The 1,337-nt window shown below is 64.0% G+C and carries 1 protein-coding gene; it reads right to left on the minus strand.

Annotated features, from left to right (window positions below):
* Positions 1 to 5: 5 nt before the first annotated feature.
* Positions 6 to 1,196, minus strand: a complete 1,191-nt coding sequence (locus tag TBIF_RS15290; protein WP_024795647.1) for an ISAs1 family transposase — start codon at positions 1,194 to 1,196, stop codon at positions 6 to 8.
* Positions 1,197 to 1,337: the final 141 nt, after the last annotated feature.

Raw genomic sequence — 1,337 nt, forward strand, 5'->3', positions numbered from 1 at the left:
CAGGGTCACGTCAAAGTCGCGTTTCCGCTGGAGAGAACTAGTTTTATCGCGTCTTGAAGGCAGTGCTGATAGTGCCGGCAGGCCGCGGCGATGTTGGTGTGCCCGGCGGCCCTCAGCATGCCGAGCGCCAAGTTTCTCAGCGTGGCCATCACCCGAGGCCCGCTGCCGGTGCGGATCCGTGAAGCGTCCTCTCGATACGTCACATCGCGCACGTAGTGGAGCCTGTTCTCGATGCCCCAATGACCCCGCACCCACGCCGCGATCTCCACCGGCTGCGCATGCGCCATGTCCAGATCCGAGATCAGATACACCAGCTCAACGCTCTTTTTGCCCTTGATCGTGCGGGTGCGACGAATCTGCACCACCTGCCCGATATGAGGGAATCCGGCCACCCCGTCAGACACCTGCGCGGCTTTGATCGTGCGCCGCACCCTGCGCCCGTGGCTGCGGTCGACGACGGACTCGCTCTCAATGTCCTTCCACGGCAACGCTTCCAACTCCTTGTGCAGGGTCGGCTGGTTTTTCTTGACTGTCATCACCACATGTCCGCCGCGGCCGACGATGTGCTCGATGGTGGCCCGCTGTGTGTGGAGAGCGTCCGCGGTGACCACGACGTCGGTGAGGTCAAATTGGTCGAGGAGCTCACGCAGCATGGGGATCTCGTTGGTTTTCGCCGCGACGTCCTCTTGGCCGATCACGGTGCCGGTACGGTGGTCCATCGCCGCCAGCAGGTGCGGCTGATTTCCCTCCGCGTCCTTGGCTCCGCGCACCGTTTTCCCGTCGCAGGCGATCACCCTCCGGCCGTCGATGGTGGTGAACGACAATCGCATCCAGGCGTAGACCAGCAGGTCAAAGGAGTGAGCGTCGATCATCTCCAGGATGCGGCGGATGGTCGGCTCACTCGGAATCCCCGAATCTGCCATGTCGGCGGCGTCGAGGAGCGGCCGCCCGCAGTCGTGCGCCCATTGGGCGATCGCCGCGAATGAGGTGGCGCCGGTGACCACGGCGGTCGCGGCCAGAAGCACGACCGCGGGGAGCGGGTAGCGGATGCCGCGGGCCTTCCGTGTGTCGGGGATCCGCGCGATGACGTCCAAGAGTTCTTGGGGCGCTGCCGGGATGTCGACGAGCTCACCCAAGATGGGATCGTCCGGCTCGACGAGCGCAGAGCCGGTGGGGCAAGATATCGATGTGGGCATGGTGCTCCTGGAAGTTGTGTGGCCTCAAGAACTTCCATCTTCCGGCGAGCGCCATGCCCGCTCTCACATCTACGACTATTGGCGTGTCTCTCCCCAAACCGCCAGCTCACACGCTATCTAGACGACTTTGACGGCACCCTG

Origin of the sequence: Tomitella biformata AHU 1821 (assembly GCF_000524475.1) — a bacterium.
Classification (GTDB): Bacteria; Actinomycetota; Actinomycetes; order Mycobacteriales; family Mycobacteriaceae; genus Tomitella; species Tomitella biformata.